The organism is Nostoc sp. KVJ3, assembly GCF_026127265.1.
In the GTDB taxonomy this organism is placed as follows: Bacteria; Cyanobacteriota; Cyanobacteriia; order Cyanobacteriales; family Nostocaceae; genus Nostoc.
Genome location: NZ_WWFG01000001.1, coordinates 1,000,527 through 1,017,308 on the forward strand (window position 1 = coordinate 1,000,527; position 16,782 = coordinate 1,017,308).

Below are 16,782 nucleotides of genomic sequence, written 5' to 3' on the forward strand. Positions count from 1 at the left end.
TTCTCAAATGAAAAGTAGATTACCACATTTTCATATTAGTGGGATAGGTTCAAATTAACTTGGTATACATTCGTAGCATGAACTTGATTACTCCCTATTACCACTTGTAACCCAGGTTCACCCAGCAGATGCTTGATTAACTTAGCTTTTCCCTCGGCATCCAAGTGATGCCTACGGCGGGCTGCGCCTACGCAGTTTTCCATTAATTTTTCTAAAAAATCATCCTCACCCTTATTTACCACAATAAGCGCCTAAGTGTATATGAAAAATTTCTCAGGCTATCATACTGCTACTTGCAGGTCTGTAGTATCCGTATTTTTTCCAGATATGGCCCCTGGTTGTAATACCCAAGCGGCGATCGCTTGTAGTATTTCAGCCTTTTCTTTCGGTGTGGCAGATTCAATTAGTTGAATAGGCGTTAACTCAACCACTCCTATTCTCGCTAGTGCTGGAATTCTACAATTTTCTGGCAGGGCATGAAGGATTTTGAAGTAATTACCAGCTTTTAGGTCGTTTTTGCCATCAAGAAACTTACTAATAGTACTCTCGTGGACACCAGCCCTAACAGAAATCTCTCTTGCTGTTAAGCAACTTTCCCTAATTGCTGTAATTAATATTTCTTGATGTTTATCCATATTGCCACTACTTGCTTTTTTTCAAGTTATTGAATACTATCAAATCTGTCTAGAAAATACAATTTAGCAAAAATCACACTGGCTTAATGGTGCTGGGGTGACAGTTTTGTGAAATTTTAGCGACTTTTACAACAAACTAGCTCTACTTGCATATGCGGGTAAGGGCAAAACTCGTTTTATCCATATTATGACAGACACAAAGATTCAGGGGAAGTTCTACCCGCTCCAACATGAAGAATGGCTAAGAGCCTGCCGGGAATTAACCCCAGCACAGAGGGATGTACTCTACTACCTTCGCACTCTCGACCCATACAGCACCGGAATGGAAGTATCACCCTCAAGGATTGCCAAGGATTTATCTACCGCAGAAAAGCCAGTTCACCGCAGCACTGTAGGGCGTGCCCTCAAAGCGTTGGATGAAAAGGGATTTGTCGATATGGAGCTTCTTAAGGTTAAGGTTCACGTTCTCACCAAAGGCTTGCACTGTTGCGATGAGGCAACAAGTTGCGATGAGGCAACAAGTTGCGATGAGGCAACAAGTTGCAATGAGACAACTTTGTTGCCTGACCGCAACTTAGGTGATCATGACGCAACTTGCGCGATCGCCACGCAACAAGCACGAGCCAGAAGTATTACCAGATAAAGATTCCAGCACACCTAAGATTAATAAGACTTATTTAGAATTTATAGACTCTCTCTCAGAAACCGAGCGAGCGAATTTTTTAAATTTTTGTGAGGAAAAGACAAAGAATCTTAGCCAGCCAGTGAATGACATTGAGGCTTGGTTAGCTCACACTACTAAAGCTGGACAGAACCGTTGGGAAGTTTATTACAAAAAATTTGTGACGTACCAACAAGCCGAGTCCAAAAAATCTCAAAGTAGCCGTAGCAGTCAAATGAAAAAGTTTCAAGAGGAACTTGAGCAACAACGACAACAAGCTATGTCCATGTACGGCAACACAAATGAATCAATGGAAGCTTTGCCCAATTCAATCTAAAGTTTCAAGTTGCTTATGACAGAACAACTAAGTTTCCAAGGTGATGGTAGCGATCGCCTGCCACCGCAAAATATCGAGGCAGAAGAGGCGATTTTAGGCGGTATCATGCTTGACCCAGAAGCAATAGGTAGAGTGAGCGATTCTTTGATTCCAGAAGCTTTTTACATCAGCGCTCACAAAGATATCTATCAAGCAGCGCTACGCCTTCATAGCCAGGGTAAACCTACAGACTTGCTCTCTGTCACCAGTTGGCTGACTGACCATGAAATACTAGTCCGTATTGGCGGGAGAAATAAATTAGCAACTCTGGTAGACCGTACGGTGTCAGCTGTGAACATCGACGCTTTGGCAGGGTTAGTAATGGAAAAATACCTGCGGCGGCAGTTAATCAAAGCTGGCAATGAGATTGTCCATTTGGGTTATGAAACTGAAACTGAGTTACCCAAAATCCTTGATCAATCGCAACAGAAAGTATTCCAGCTTTCTAACCAAAGCTTTGGTTCAAACACCGAACACAACAGCACAATTAGTATTACTGCTTACAAGGAATTAGATTCAGGAAGCCCTATCTACTCTACAGGACTTGATGAACTCGATAATTTAATGGTCGGATTTGAAGGCGGTACGCTTACCATAGTTGCGGGTAGACCGTCAATGGGAAAGTCCCAGATTTCGCTACAACTAGCTCTCAAGATGATATTGCTCCACGATTTACCTGTGGCTATCTTCTCGTTGGAGATGACAAAGAAACAATTAGAGTACAGGCTGTGGAGTTTAATTAGCGTCACCAATGCCTACAAACATTTAGGATTAACGCCACTGAAGAGCGATCGCATTCGCAGACATCGCTCAGGTAATAAACCCCTAGCAGACTGGGAATTTACAAGCATTGCCAAAATCGTCAGTGTTGCTTCAGAACTACCGCTTTATATGAATGACTCAAGGGGTATCACCGTTTCACAAATTGCATCAGAATGCCGTCAAATTAAGGCTAAAGAGGGAAAACTTGGGTTAGTTGTCGTTGATTACCTGCAAATGATGGCAGAGGATTCAGGGGGCAACCGCAGCTATGAACTAGGAGATGTGGCCAGAGGACTTTACAAAATGGCAGGGGAACTGGATGTACCCGTGTTAGCACTGTCGCAAATCTCTAGGGGAGTTGAGGGCAGACAGAATAAGCGCCCAATGATGAGCGACCTCAGCCAATCGGGAATTTTAGAAATGGTGGCAGACAATATTATTCTTGCTTATCGGGATGAGTACTACAACTCAGATACTACAGATCAAGGAATATTAGAACTCATCATGGCTAAGGCACGACACGGTGAAACAGGCACAGCAACGGTATTTTTTGACAAGTCCTATGGAATTATCCAGAATTTGCGGTGATGGAATATCGGAGTCCTCAAACTCCTGTCAAAACCATCCGCCTCCTGTATCGGAATTTTTACTGGGGGGTATTGATAATAGCCCTAGTAAAAATTTTGAAGAAGTAGGGATACCCCCCAGTAAAGATAACCCTAGTAAAAACTCTCAACAAATAGAGATAACTCCAAGTATTGACAACCCTAGTAAAAAGCGCAGAAATTGGGGTGAGGGTAACGGCACTATTTATTGGCGCACCATTACTAGGGGTGGAAAGGACTATCCCCAGGCTTATTATCATTGGCAGGAACAAGGGAGAAAGAAGACCAAGTACATTCCCAAGCATTTACTTGGGGATATTCAAGAAGCAGAGTTCAAGAAGCGCCCAATTAGAGAAATTTTGACATTACTGGGTGTTGTGCCTAGCCCTAGTAAAAACACATTACTGGGGGATATCGAAAACAGCCCTAGTAAAAATAGACGACACAAAGAAATACCCCCCAGTAAAAATAACCCTAGTAAAACTAGACGACACAAAGGATTAGGTAGTGGCTCCATTCAGTGGAAAACCATCACCCTTCACGGCAAAGATTATCCCCAAGCTTGGTATCACTATGAGTTTTGGAAAGATGGCGATCGCTTGGTTAAAAAGTGCAAGTATATTCCAAAACGATTATTAGGGAGAATAGAGAAGCTAGAAGCAGATAAAGCGCCAGTCAAAGAGATTTTGTCAATATTGCGAGTAAAATTATAGAAAAACCTCATCCTTAGAAAAGCCGCGCAAATCGTAAATACCATATAACGTTTTTAGGGGTAGCAACTTAACCCTCTTGTGTCACTTTAGGCAGAAGAAAAATAGAATTCGGGTTGAGCCAGGAAGAGAAAAATTGGAGAAGTTAGCCTATAAACAATGGATCGAAGTTGAGAAAAACCCAAAGACAGTTGAGGAATAGGAAAGACTGTTAACCAGGGATATATGAGGTTAAATAAAATAAAAGGTTGAATAACTAAACGCAGATTGTTGAGAATATTCTTCCAACCTTTACCATGATCCCACCAGGGGTGAGAAGCAAATGTTGATTTAGGATCTGGGGGAGAAGGATGCAGAGATTCTGAATGAAGACTAACCATGAGGTAAGCACTACATACAATCTCCCACCATCGCTCAATATCTTCATAGCGAGTAAAACGATAATCAGCCCAACCTAACTCCTGCATTACTTTGTTTTAAGCCATATTCTACCCATGTTCTTAAACCATAAAAATTCCCAACCTCTCTTGGTGTAATATCTGGATACTTACTCATAACATACCAGGTAGAGTTTCCAGGTAATGTTTCAGTGTCTGTGGTAATTTGCCAATATCTATGTTCTCCACGTTTTCCGTGAATTATTTCTCGAATAAACCGATTCTCACTGCTTAAGTCAGAGAACACTCTTTTAAACCTTTGCCACTTGAAGTATTGAGTGTACTGCCCTTTAAGTAAGTCTACAGAATGGTTTGAGCGAATCGCCACTAAATAATTTAAATCAAGTTCATCTAGCACTGATATGAAATTCGTCCCACTCTCTCCATATAAACTATCTGCCAGCACCAAGTTGAATTTGAAACCCATTAACTGTAGTTTTCTGATTAGCATTGCCCCGATTTGAGGCTTGGTAAGATACTTATCTCCTGGCTTTAATTTTTCCCGTGGCTTGTATACTTCAAATAGTAGGGGAAAAGTCATCCTGCAAAATATACCATACGCGGTGACTGCTACAACTCCATTCTCAACCTTTCCCAAATTTCCGATGTACTGCCGTTTCACATAATCTGTAGTCGTGCCTTTCTTCTTATCTCCTGTTTCATCAATAATTAAAATGATTGGTCTTCCTTTTAGTACCTCTAAAATTAGTTTCAATCGCAAAGCTCTTAACTGTTCTACTGACCATGATGATGTAGTTAAGTGCAGGATGTAGTCCTTGATAGTTATCTAGCCCGACAATTTTCGCTATTTCAGGTAGACTTTTCCGTTTTAAATCAGAAATGCATCCTATATGTAGATATTTGAAAGCTTCAAAATTCCTAACATCTGAAAACAGGTTTTTATACCACAAGCAATATTCATCCACAAACTTAACGGTTTTAATGGGTGAACGAGGCTCTACCATGCTCTGTGTCTTCGTTCTAGGTTTTGTACATTATTATACTACCGCGATAGTGACACAAGAGGGTTAACCCAGAGATGAAAAACAAGGTTGCTACGCAGTCTGTTTCTTGACTTCCTCATACGTCGGTCGATGTCCCCCCGCCCCAGGGAGCGCTCAATCACCTTGGCTTCACAACATTTGGCGATCTGACACGGGAAAAAGGCGTAATCGAAAAGCGTTTAGCTCAGGAAGGAGTGAATGACTGCAACTATGGGGTAGCCTGCGAAATTTGTTTACTATCTGGGTGACTTTGGTTGATTCTTCTCGCTAATCAATAAGCCCATCTTATCATTTATCGCTACGGAGCAGATTTTTTCCATTTTCTAAAAATGGTATCATACACTACTACTTTTTAGCGATGGCTACGCCCGCCGCAGGCATCGCAGAACTTTTAGGTCTACTGATATTGGGCTATATGGACACAATTGGGTCAATTTCACAGAAAGTTACGATGAGTTAGTGACTGAATTATTGAGATTAAATCCTAATAAACGGAAGTACTACCAACAAGGAGAGAGGGCTATGAGGCTTCTTCTATCTGCATCCTAGCCCTTTTTGTCCCCCCGTAAGGATAAAGAGTTACGTCATCAGCGCATTCAGCAGGACCATAAGCATTCATCATGGGAATATGAGAATAATAGTCGAACCACCAATCTTGGAGATTAGTCTCAAAAGCTTCGCCAGTTACTAATAACCAACGCAGTTTACAGAGGTGTGGGATCTGAGGCTGAGATCGCTCAACCTCTTCAAGCAACATTTTTAAGAGTGAGGGAACTATTTGGAGGACAGAGATTGCTTGACGCTCAATCTGTTCGAGCAGTTGGACTGGTTCGCGCACAATTTCATACTTAAAAACGTGTACTCTACCACCAATTAGCAGTAAAGTCAGGATTTGCCAAATAGAGATATCGAAGCTAATCGGTGCTGTCTGGGCGATCGCATCGGTTTCCTTGAGGTCAAGGTTAGCAATCATGGCATAGAGATGATTGAGTAACCCTAAGTGTTCAATGAGAACACCTTTGGGTTGTCCTGTTGAGCCTGAAGTATAAATCGCGTAGGCTAGGTTGTGAGGCTGACTCTGGCAAATCGGAGGTGTCTTTTGCTGTGGAGACAACAGGCGATCGTCATCAATATAAACAATCTGAGTTTGGTGTTTCGGCAATAGATCGGCTAATTTCCTTTGAGTAAGCAATACTGCTACTGAGGCATCTGCCAAGATATAAGCCAGTCGTTCTTGGGGATAAGTTGGCTCAAGGGGAACATAAACACCACCCGCTTTAAAAATTCCCAGGATTCCAACTACCATATCGAGCGATCGCTCAACGCACAATCCTACTAAAACTTCTGCACCAACACCAATTGTTTGCAAGTAATGGGCAAGTTGATTAGCTTGGAGATCGAGTTCTTGGTAAGTTAAATGCTGATTGTCAAAGACGACAGCAGTCGCTTCAGGGGTGCGCTGGACTTGTTGCTCGAAGAGTTGGTGAAAACAGTAATCCTTTGGGTACGGAGTAGCCGTATTATTCCACTCAACCAGCATCAAATGTAGTTCAGATGGTGTCAGTAAAGGCAATTCACCAATACCTTGAGCAGGGTTGACTACAATTGCTTCCAGTAAGGTTTGGAAATGTCCTGTCATCCGAGTAATGGTGTCTGCTGCAAATAAATCGGTGCTGTATTCCCAGGAACCAACTAGAGTTGTAGCAGTTTCTTCAAAGGTTAAGGTCAAATCGAATAGGGCAGTGCTGACTTGAGGCTGTAAAGGTGTCAGAGTTAACCCAGGTAATTTTAAGGGGGCGATGGAAGTATTTTGGAGAACGAACATCACCTGAAATAGGGGAGTATGACTCAAGTTACGCTCAGGCTGTAGTGCTTCTACAACTTTTTCAAAAGGAATTTGTTGATGGGCATAAGCTTCTAAGGTAGTTTCTCGGACTTGCGCTAAAAGCTGGGTAAAACTCGGATTATTTTCTAAGTAAGTTCGCAGAACTATTGTGTTCACTAAGCAACCGATCAGATGCTGGGTTTCAGTGCGATCGCGATTAGCAATGGGGGAACCGATGGCAATATCTTCCTGTCCACTGTAGCGGTAGAGCAATACGGCAAATGCTGCTAGCAGCGTCATGAAGAGAGTTGTACCAGCATTCTGGCACAACTGTCGCAGTTGTTGAGTTAATGTTGGGTTTAGGCTAAAGGCTAGGGTTTGTCCTTGGTTAGTTTGGACTGGTGGACGCGGGCGATCGCTCGGTAATTGCAGCAGAGACGGTATGCCAGCAAGTTGCTGTTTCCAGTAATTTAATTGTTTTTCAAGAACATCACCCTGTAAATATTGCCGTTGCCAGAGAGCATAGTCTGCATACTGGATCGGTAACTCTGGCAAAATTGGCTCTATTCCTTGTCTGTAACCTTGGTAAAAGGTAAATAGTTCCTGAATAAAAATCCCAATTGACCAACCATCATTAATGATGTGATGTATTGTCGTCAAGATAATATAATCTATTGTTCCTAGCTGGAGAATCATGACTCGCAGCAGAGGTGCTTGGGCAAAATCGAAGGGATGTTGGGAATGTTCGGCAGCTAAACGGTTAACTTCAGCAGTTTGCTCCGGTACCGAGTGATGACGCAGGTCGATGCGGGATAGGGTAATCGGTCGATGGGCATGAATAACTTGTTGGGGCTCGCCGTTTTCTGTAGTGAAGTTAGTCCGCAAGATTTCGTGGCGTTCAATGACGCTATTAACGCTTTGTTCAAGTGCTGCAATATCTAGGTGTCCCGATAGTTTGAGACTAAAGGAACTGTTGTAGGCTGGATTATCTGGTTCTAGTAAATTGAAAAACCACAATCGCTCCTGAGCAAAGGAAAGCAATAAGGTAGCTTCAGGCGATCGCTTTGGAATAGTTAGCGTTTTCGCGGGACTAACTAACTCTCCCCGCAGACGTTTTTCCAGCAAGGCTCGTTTTGCCGCAGAAAGTTGTGATTTTCGATTTGAGAAAGGTTGTGGTGGAATTTCCATACTAGAATCGGTTGCGCCTAACTTTTCGTTTTTAATCAGGGAATAGGGAATGGGGAATAAAAGTGTACTGAGTTTTTTTCAAAAATCAAATATGAGTCTTAAAGAACCATATTTATTTCAATACGCTTGGGTTAAGACTAAAACTCTTTATCAAATTCAAATTTTTAACGAACCGCAGAGTAAACAGAGAGAAGAGAAAAAAATGCTTAACCCAAGCGTATTGATATTTATTTATTTATTTTCATAAATAAATTTAGTTGCTCTCACACCCAATTATTCGGGCAGGTTTTTTTCCTGTTCCCTGTTCCCCGTTCCCTGTTCCCTCTTAACTAATGCTTCAGCCTCTTCTTCGGTTAATTCTTCAATTTCTTTTAATAGGATTTCTTCAACTATAATCGCCAAATCAGCAACATTATTTGCTTCAAACAGTGCCCTTAAGGGAATTTCAATGTTGAATGTATCTTGAATCTGAGCAATAGCTTGGGTGGCTAGAAAAGAGTGTCCTCCAAGTTCAAAAAAGTTATCAGTAATGCCTACAGCCTCAACACCTAATACTGCGACAAAAATATCAGCGATCGCTTGTTCTATATCTGTCTGTGGGGCAACAAACTCTTGATTGCGTTGGTTTTGAGAATATGGAAGTGGTAGTGCTCGGCGATCGATTTTGCCATTAGGCGTTAAGGGAAAGGCCGAAAGTTGCACAAAATCATTGGGAATCATGTACTCTGGTAACTTTGCTTTGAGAAATTGGCGCAGTTCTGATGTGGATACTGATAATAATTTCTTTCCAGAAAATTGCTCTAAATGCTGCTTCCTTTGAGATTTAGTTTCACGAGATTTGCGTATCGATCTGTTGGGATGAATGGCGTAGAGCATATAAACCTCAATATTACTATCGGGTTGTTCGCCTTTAGAAATAATGTATTCATCCACAGAAACTTGATAATTATTTTGTTCTAATAGAGTAGTAATTTTTTGCAGATTCTCCAAGCCATCAACCTCGATCACCAGTTGTTTAATTTTCGGCCAATCCTGTTCTTCAATACCTTCAAGGACAAGATACTCGCTTTTCTCAACATCGATTTTGAGCAAATCAATTTGCTCTATTTTATACTCGCGAATAATGGTAGAAAGGGTTTTTAACTGACACAGATAAGTTTCACTACGATATCGTTCTGCTAAAAAATCGTCGATTCCTTCTTGAGAGCGTATTCCTTGCCGTCCTACTACGCCATTTTCGACCTGGTGGATAATCATCGCTTTTGCGGCTCGTTTATCTTTTTCTGGTTCGGCAAAACGCCCAGATATTCCCGACATTTCTGGGTAGAACGTAAATTTAACCGTTTCTTGTTGATGAGAAAGACCATATTCAAGCAGTTTCACTTGAGGGCTGTATTGACTCAAGTTTGCTTGCAAAATATTAAATGTGGGCGGAATCGGTTCAAAAGCGTAAACTGTGGTGTTGGAAAAATTCTGCTGCACAAATAATGTAAATAAACCAATATTTGCACCCACATCAAAAACACAATCACCATCATTAAGGGTGATGCCATGCTTCAGATAGATTTGATTTTCAAAGATTTCGGCGTAAAGCGCATTGGTTTGGTGAGCGCTCAAATGGTTGATTGTCATCCCATTAGGAAGTTTGAGCAGTTTTTGGCGATCGCTATGCGGTTGCTGATGGGAAATAAAATAAGCCACCAATCGCTGTTGCTCGCAAGCGGCTGTCGTGGCTGTATCTTCACGAACAATGACGCAACTCTCGCGGATCTGAGAATGCTGGTTAAGTACCGTTTCGATTTCACCAAGTTCGATGCGGAAGCCGCGAACTTTAACTTGATTATCAATGCGCCCCAGAAACTCGATGCTGCCATCGGGTAAATACTGCGCTAAATCGCCAGTTTTGTAAATCCGCGCTTTTGGCTCGGTGCTAAAGGGATTAGGAATAAACTTGGCTTGGGTAATATCAGTCCGACGAAGATAGCCGCGTGCAAGTCCAGCACCACCAATATGTAATTCCCCAGGGACTCCAATAGGAACAGGCTGAAGATAGCGATCGAGAATGTAAATTTGGGTATTAGCGATCGCCTGACCGATGGGAATTTTGCGATCGCTAACATCAATGGCATGGGTAGTTGACCAGATCGTAGCTTCGGTGGGGCCATACATATTGTAAATTTTCCCTGGTATTGCTTCTTTAAGTTGCTGCGCTAAGGATGGGGACAAACTCTCTCCCCCCACCATTAAGGCTTGCAGCGACCTGAGTGGATGTAAACTATGGGTTGTCATCAGCATTCGTAGCCAGGAGGGAGTGCATTGCAGATGAGATACCGGATATTTCTGCAATTGAGCTAGTACGGAATGCTCTGGATCGTGGTTACTTGTTCCTAAATTGCTACGCTCTTTCACTTCTTTGAGGTAATTGAGACTAGACAGAGTAGAATCAACATCCATGCCAAAATCAATCAAACACGCTACTTCATCCACTCCAATTGTCTGCAAACGCTCAATCAGACTTAGGCATTTTTCTGGTGTTCCTAGCAATCCACTAGTTTCAAAGTAACGGTTAAATGCAAATGAGAGTAAAGCTTCGCGATCGCCCTCATCCCAGGATTTAACTTGAGCAGCTAAATCCGTCCCGTCCCACATTTTAAGTACTAAATTCATCGAGCTATTAAGATAGTTGCACAAAGGGCGACGGACTTGTTCGCGCACGGTTTCTAAATCTTCACCAATGAAGGTGTGTAGCATCAGAGTAATATGACCCGTACCTGCATAGCCTTGCTCTTGCCAAACTTGGTGATAAAGTTTGATTTTCGCTGCCAACTCCTCAAGACTCTGCCCCAATAGATGGGTGAGAACGTTTGCACCTAGTTCTCCCGCCAAACGGAAAGTTTCTGGATTACCCGCCGCAGTTACCCAAACAGGAAGTTCGGGTTGCACGGGTCGCGGAAAGGTTTGGACATCTATTGTCTGACCTGTGCCATCTAAAAGCGCGATCGCTTCTCCTCGCCACAGTTGCCGCACTGTGCTGATTCCTTGTGCCATAATTGTTTTGCGTTCGGCGTAGTGATCGGGAGCTAGCACAAAATCATTGGGTTGCCAGCCGCTAGCAAAAGAAATGCCTACCCGTCCATTGGATAAGTTATCAACTAATGCCCATTCTTCAGCAATACGCAGTTCTGAATGTAGGGGCAAAACGACACTACCAGCCCGAATCTGAACTTGTTCCGTAATTGTGGCGATCGCCGCAGCAGCAACAGCAGGGTTAGGATAAATACCTCCAAAGGCATGAAAATGACGTTCTGGTATCCAAACCGCAGTAAATCCATTGCGATCGGCAAACTTTGCTCCTTCAATAAGTAGTTTGTACTGTTCGAGGGAACGGGGAACAGGAAAGGGGGAACAGTGAGGATTTAGAAGCTTCGTCTCCTTGAGGGAACGGGGAACAGGAAAGGGGGAACAGTGAGGATTTAGAAGCTTCGTCTCCTTGGGAGGATTGTATTTGCCAAGGTTTAGATCCCTATCCAACACCTCCCCCACTCCCTGTTCCCCATTCCCTGTTCCCTGTCCCGTATTCCCTGTTCCCTCTAACGCCTGATTATCGCTGGCAAAATAGAACAAACTAAACTCCAAGGGCTTGGTATTGGGTTTTGTCAGAGAAGATATTTTTGTAGGAGATATATTTTTGGGATCGTCCTGCAAAATTACCTGAAAGCCACGAGCAAGAGTCCAGAATATTTCTAGAATCGAAATATCAAAGGAAATCGTCGTCAAGGCCAGCCATACGCCACCATTTCCCCCAATCCGTTCGTCCATACCAACAAAGAAATTTGCCACTTGGCGATGTTCGACCATCACCCCTTTAGGTTGACCTGTAGAGCCGGAAGTATAAATAACATAAGCTAAATGATGGGATTTGACCTCTGTTTGCGGATTTTCCAGTTTTGGCGGTAATTGTCTGATATCTGCGTCTAGAGTAATAATTTGCGCTGAAATAACTGGCAAAATTGCTAGTAATCGTTGTTGAGTGAGTAAAACCGATATATTGGCATCCGAGAGCATATATGTCAATCGCTCTTGAGGATAGGTTGGATCTAGGGGTACGTAAGCTCCTCCCGCTTTCAGAATCCCCAGTAGACCGACCGCCATTTCTAGCGATCGCTCAACACAAATTCCCACTAATGTCTCTGGTTGAACGCCAAGACTTTGCAAGTAATGAGCTAATTGATTTGACTTTTCGTTTAAGGCTCGATAAGTTAAGGTTTGGTTGCCAAATATCACAGCGATCGCCTCTGGTGTCCGCTCAACCTGTTGCTCAAACCACTGATGAATGCATAAATGTTGTGGATAGTCAATACTTGTCTGGTTCCAATCCACCAATAATTGTTGCTGTTCTATGTTAGTGAGCAGTGGTAGTGTCGCGCTCGGACTGTCAGGATTAGTAACAATTCCCTCAAGTAATGTCTGCAAATGTCCCATCATTCGCTCAATTCTATCTGCATTGAAGAGGTCAGCATTGTACTTGAACACCGTATAAACCGCTTCGCTTGTTTCTACAGCTTCCAGCGTGAGATCGAACTGACCTTCTTGCTGAGGCATTTCCAAGGGTGCTAATTGTAAGTTGTGCCAGGTAATTGGTTCTTGAACGGCTTTTGGTGACAATAGCGCTTCCATAACTGGCGATTGCCGAAAGTTCTGCAAGATAAAAGCCACTTGAAATATAGGGTGATAGCTAGGATTGGGTTGAACTTGCAGTTCTTCTACCAGCAGAGGGAAAGGATAACCCTGATTGGCAAACATTTCTAAAACAGTGCGGCGGTTTTGAGCAAGAAGTTCTCTACAGGTGGGATTGCCTACCAATTTCCCCCGCAACACCACTTGATCGATAAAATTACCAATAACGGCTGTAAACTGCGACTGGCTGCGACCTGCGGCTAACGGCGATCCAATTAAGATATCATCCTGACCAGTGTAGCGATATAGCAAAATTTGAAAAGCCGTCAGCAGCACTACATAAAGGGTTGTGCGTTCGGTTGTCGCCAGAGTCTTGAGTTTGGCAACCAAGGAATTTGGTAATTGGCAAAACTGAGAAGCACCGTTGTAGGTTTGAAAACTGGGGCGCGGACGATCTGCTGGTAATTGTAGTATAGGCAGTTGTCCTGCAAGCTGTTGTTGCCAGTAACTACGAAGTTTTTCCCCTTGTGGACTTATTAATAAGTTTTGCTGCCACTGTACGTAGTCTTGATAAGTGCGATCCAGTGGCGGCAAACTCGGTGTTTGTCCAGTGCTGATAGCAGCGTACAAAGATAACAGTTCGTTCACCACAAGCTCAATTGACCATCCGTCACCTGCAATGTGGTGAATTGTCACTAATAAAATATGTTTTTCTTCGTTTTGAGTGAAGACTCGAACGCGCATGGGGGAATTTTGTTCGAGATTAAAAGGTGTTTTATACTGTTCAATTACGTTGTCGTGCAACTCTGATTCTTGCCAACTTGAGGCATCAATCCATTGAAAGTCAGCCTTGAAGGTTTGATGCACCCACTGAACTGGCCCTGATTCTCGTTGAGGGAAAGTACTTCTTAAATTTGGATGGCGATCGCATAATATTTGACAAGCTTCATACCAGCTATCAATCTGTAACGGGGAATAAATTCGACAAGCAAAAGCCATGTGATAGGCTGCACTGTCAGGGTTGAGTTGCCACAAAAACCATAAGCCTTTTTGTCCATAAGAAAGGGGATGAACATCAAAAATATCTGGGCAATTGTGGAGTAATTTTATAATTTCAACTTTTCGCTGTTTGAGACTTTCAATAATGGTGGAATTTAAGGTTGCTTTTGAACCACCAATCCGCAGATTTCCATCTTCTTTGAGTGAAAGTTGGATACCTTTTAGGGAGAGATTTTGTAAGAAATTTAGTAATTCCATTGGAGAATTAAATATAGGAGGGAATAGGGAATGGGGAATAGGGAATAGGGAATGGAGAATAGGGGGCAGGGAACAGAGAATGGGGAATGGGGAATTAAGAAAAGGGAATAGAAGTCATTGTTTTAGTTTTTTAATAAGAGCAATAATCATTCGACTCTCTTCTCGTAGTAAAGAAATAATCGATTCTATATCTGTATGAGTACATAATTTTACTCTATGAGATAAAATAATATGTGTTTCTAATTCGTTAATTGAGCCTTGGGAAATATTAAGAAATCTGATATATTCAGCCGTTGATCTTCTTCCATAACCTTCTGCTATATTAGCTGGAATAGATGCCGCAGACCTTCTAATTTGTTGTACCATCCCATACAACTCATCTTTAGGAAAAGCTTTAGTCAATAAATAACATTTTTCGGCGATGTCCATGCCTTTTTGCCAAATCTTTAAGTCTTTAAAATCATTAATTTCTGACATAACAAAAACCACTTATTTTATTCCTCTATTCCCTCTTCCCTCTTTCCTCTTCCCTGCTATAATCTAGATTTCTAATTCAATCCAATCATCATTTTTTTCCTCTAAATTGATTGTTTCTTGATTAGTAGTATTTTTTAAATTCTCTGATAACTGTTCATTGACAAGCGTACTTAATTCTGAAAGCGTAATTCCCTCCATCAATTTAACCATTGGAATGTCAACCTCTAAATCTCTCTGAACTTGGTTGCGTAACTCTAACATCATCAAAGAATCAAGACCCATCGTATCTAGGGGCTGCTCAATGTTAACGGTAGTTATTTGAGTCGATAAATTTAATTGCAACACCTGTGCTAATTCTTGCTGGAAATAAGCTGTTAAAATTTCTTGGCGATCGCTTGCTAACTCGACTTCGCTTAAGCGTTGCCAAATCTCGGTTCGCCGCTCTGAAGTTTGCGGTTGGGGTTGTGCCTGAGTTTCAATGTCCCCAAACAACAATCCTCGTCCTTTGGTTTGGTAGAGTTGCTTAAATCGCTGCCATTCCATGTCTGCAACAACGGTTTGCACGTTAGTTGTTCCCATGAGGTAATCTAGAGCAGCGATCGCCATTTCTGGTGATAACGCTCTGACACCATTTTGAGCTAGCCAAGCTTGACCCTCTTCGGAAGCAGCCATACCATAACGGCTCCAAGGCCCCCAATTGATACTCAGAGCAGGTAATCCCTGGCTGTGCCGATAATGGGCTAGTCCATCGAGGAAATGATTAGCGGCGGCATAGTGGGCAAGTCCATTGGTGACAAGTTAAAGCTGTAAGTCTTTTGTCAAGAGGCTTTGAGAGAATCGCTGAAAAAAAACTGGTCAGACCCTCGTTGGAGATCAGGAAAAGGAGCGACAATTAACTTAACGTTTGGTTTTCGCTTCTGTTTGATAATACCTAAATCTCGATTTTGAGGGTCAGCAAAATACTTAATAGTATCTGTTGTGTTACCTTTTTGATGAGCCATTGTAAAATGGTAAAGACCACGATAAATCATTTCTAATGAGATTTCATCAAAGGGTAGAGAGAGTTCATCCGCTACGGCATCACCTAAATCTACTAAAACCGCATAAAATAACCACGTCGCCCAAATTTGTAACTTAATTCCATTAATTGAACCTGTCCATAAATAACTTAACCCCAAGAGTCTTTTGACTATATTAAAAGCATCTTCAATTCGCCAACGCCGCCGATATAAATCTGCTACTACATAAGGGGGTAAAACATGAGGGTCTAGGACGCTGGTTAAATAAGAATGCCATGTTTTTCCCGACCTTACTTCAATCAAACGTAAAGTTATAAACGGAGTCTTTTTAGTGCCAGAACCGAGACGTATCTTCCGGTCTCGCAGTCCATAACTATCTGTCAACACCTGTTCTACTTTGATTGCTGCTCCTTTCTTTATTCTGGTAATAAAGTCAACTTTATTCTCGATTAATTGATGCCAAAAGTTAAAGTGATAAAAACCTCTATCTAATAAGAGTAAAGTTCCGGCTCTAACTAAATTTAGGATATTTTCTTCTAGTTTAGTATCAGAAGCTTTAGGATTTTCTTCAAACCAAATTTCTACAGGTAATCTGGTCATTAAATCAATGACTGTACTCATCTTTCCTGCTAATTGTCCTCTTTGAGCTTCCTCTAAACTTTGTATTTTCCTAAACAATGCCTCCAGTGTTGACCCGTCTACTATCCAAATTTTCTCGAATTTTAATAATGTAAACTGAATACTTTCTGGTAATGGACGTTTATTTCTACTATGCCAAGCCGCTCTCAAACTAGGCAATAAATCTTTAAATACTTTTTCAAATAATTCTGATGGAAATGTCAAAAATCTCTGTGATACTGCTTGTTGACTAACTTTTGTGGGATTACACCACAGAAAACCGTCTCTGGCTAACATTCTTGTCAGTTCCCTGACTCCTGCTACATCTCTCCATAACAAGGTCAGCACCGCAGCCATCATCAATGGTAAATTCAGTATCCGTTCCCTGAGTCCTAGTTTTCGGTAGTAATTTTCTTGATTTGTAATCGCTGGTGTCAGTAATCTTTCCAGTTGCTCTGCAATTACTTCGTCTTCCACCATTGGTCTGTGTTTCTTTTTGGCATGGTCTCTATTGGTTTTTTTGCTGGTGGT

At 42.0% G+C, this 16,782-nt stretch carries 11 protein-coding genes and 2 pseudogenes; 5 read left to right on the top strand and 8 right to left on the bottom strand.

Annotated features, from left to right (window positions below; genetic code table 11):
• Positions 1–35: 35 nt before the first annotated feature.
• Both GTQ43_RS04225 and GTQ43_RS04230 read right to left on the bottom strand, forming a co-directional pair.
• The gene (locus GTQ43_RS04225; protein WP_265270973.1) at positions 36–203 is read right to left on the bottom strand and encodes a hypothetical protein; all 168 of its coding nucleotides are present in this window, start codon (positions 201–203) and stop codon (positions 36–38) included.
• A gap of 78 nt (positions 204–281) precedes the next feature.
• Entirely contained in the window at positions 282–635 is a 354-nt protein-coding gene (locus tag GTQ43_RS04230; RefSeq protein WP_094330968.1) for a helix-turn-helix domain-containing protein, read from the bottom strand.
• A gap of 187 nt (positions 636–822) precedes the next feature.
• Between GTQ43_RS04230 and GTQ43_RS04235 the strand changes: the two genes are divergently transcribed.
• From GTQ43_RS04235 to GTQ43_RS04250, 4 genes are read left to right on the top strand one after another with little or no spacing between them, the layout of a single operon-like run.
• Positions 823–1,278 carry a MarR family transcriptional regulator gene (locus tag GTQ43_RS04235; RefSeq protein WP_265270979.1) on the top strand — a complete coding sequence of 152 codons (456 nt, stop codon included), beginning with the start codon at positions 823–825 and terminating at the stop codon, positions 1,276–1,278.
• Positions 1,220–1,633, top strand: coding sequence for a hypothetical protein (locus GTQ43_RS04240; protein ID WP_265270980.1), 414 nt, complete (start codon positions 1,220–1,222; stop codon positions 1,631–1,633). Before GTQ43_RS04235 ends, GTQ43_RS04240 begins: the two co-directional genes overlap by 59 nt.
• A 15-nt stretch (positions 1,634–1,648) precedes the next feature.
• Positions 1,649–3,022, top strand: coding sequence for a replicative DNA helicase (gene dnaB, locus GTQ43_RS04245; protein ID WP_265270982.1), 1,374 nt, complete (start codon positions 1,649–1,651; stop codon positions 3,020–3,022).
• Positions 2,997–3,752, top strand: coding sequence for a hypothetical protein (locus GTQ43_RS04250; RefSeq protein WP_265270983.1), 756 nt, complete (start codon positions 2,997–2,999; stop codon positions 3,750–3,752). The genes dnaB and GTQ43_RS04250 overlap by 26 nt, the downstream gene beginning before the upstream one ends.
• Before the next feature lie 86 nt (positions 3,753–3,838).
• On the opposite strand, the pseudogene GTQ43_RS04255 reads toward GTQ43_RS04250, so the two are convergent.
• Positions 3,839–5,151: pseudogene (locus GTQ43_RS04255) on the bottom strand (IS701 family transposase).
• Positions 5,152–5,550: 399 nt separating this feature from the next.
• Here GTQ43_RS04255 and GTQ43_RS04260 point away from each other — a divergent pair.
• Positions 5,551–5,739 (top strand): annotated as a pseudogene (locus GTQ43_RS04260) (IS4 family transposase); the annotation flags it as partial.
• On the opposite strand, the gene GTQ43_RS04265 reads toward GTQ43_RS04260, so the two are convergent.
• The 5 genes from GTQ43_RS04265 to GTQ43_RS04290 all read right to left on the bottom strand — a co-directional run bounded on the left by GTQ43_RS04265 (position 5,711) and on the right by GTQ43_RS04290 (position 16,731).
• Positions 5,711–8,203 (bottom strand): non-ribosomal peptide synthetase, encoded by a 2,493-nt coding sequence (locus GTQ43_RS04265; RefSeq protein ID WP_265270985.1) that lies wholly within the window; start codon positions 8,201–8,203, stop codon positions 5,711–5,713. The pseudogene GTQ43_RS04260 and the gene GTQ43_RS04265 sit on opposite strands and share 29 nt — an antisense overlap.
• 273 nt (positions 8,204–8,476) lie before the next feature.
• Positions 8,477–14,137, bottom strand: coding sequence for a MupA/Atu3671 family FMN-dependent luciferase-like monooxygenase (locus tag GTQ43_RS04270; protein WP_321162396.1), 5,661 nt, complete (start codon positions 14,135–14,137; stop codon positions 8,477–8,479).
• Between the two features lie 114 nt (positions 14,138–14,251).
• On the bottom strand, positions 14,252–14,614 hold the full coding sequence (locus GTQ43_RS04275) for a four helix bundle protein (protein ID WP_265270988.1): 363 nt from the start codon (positions 14,612–14,614) through the stop codon (positions 14,252–14,254).
• A gap of 63 nt (positions 14,615–14,677) precedes the next feature.
• Positions 14,678–15,286 (bottom strand): beta-ketoacyl reductase, encoded by a 609-nt coding sequence (locus GTQ43_RS04280; protein WP_321162397.1) that lies wholly within the window; start codon positions 15,284–15,286, stop codon positions 14,678–14,680.
• A 146-nt stretch (positions 15,287–15,432) separates the two neighbouring features.
• A complete protein-coding gene (locus GTQ43_RS04290) occupies positions 15,433–16,731 on the bottom strand; it encodes an IS4 family transposase (RefSeq protein WP_265273659.1) in 1,299 nt (432 codons plus the stop codon).
• Positions 16,732–16,782 lie beyond the last annotated feature (51 nt).